Raw genomic sequence first — 465 nt, 5'->3', positions numbered from 1 at the left:
AGTATTTTCCTTGGAAGAGGGGAAATTGCTTAAAAAAAGTGTCGTTTAGTTTTGTATTTTTCTTTAGGATTGTTCGCCAATATTTTTTCAGTTTTCGGTAATCTTTTTGCGCTTGTGGGTCACTTTTCTTTAGTTGCTTCATTGTCTGAATTCGTTGGGTATTAAATGCACGCGTCATTTGTTGGATGATGTGGAAGCAATTGATAGAGAGTCGCGCATTGGGAAAGACTTCTTTCGTCACTGCATCGTAAGAGGCATTCATATCCATCACGATGTGTGTCACACGTTTCCTGGCTTTTAAGGGAAACCGTTGGAAGTATGCTCGTAACTTGAATTTGCGCCGATCATCTAAGATATCAAAGATTTTGCCAGTATCAGCATCACTAATAATAAAGCACATAGCTCTTTCACAATCACGCGTTCCTTTGAATTCATCAATTAGAAGATGCTTGGGAAGAGAATTGA

Annotated in this window: 1 protein-coding gene; it reads right to left on the bottom strand. The window is 38.5% G+C overall.

The annotated features are described in order from the left end of the window. Nucleotides 1-465, bottom strand: a 465-nt coding sequence (locus NE257_RS11275) for a transposase (protein ID WP_251886503.1), incomplete at both ends; no start/stop codon positions are given.

Origin of the sequence: Enterococcus italicus, assembly GCF_023743875.1 — a bacterium.
GTDB lineage: Bacteria > Bacillota > Bacilli > Lactobacillales > Enterococcaceae > Enterococcus_G > Enterococcus_G italicus.
The sequence above is the reverse complement of the archived record's forward strand: the minus strand, read 5'-3'. Positions and strand labels throughout refer to the sequence as shown.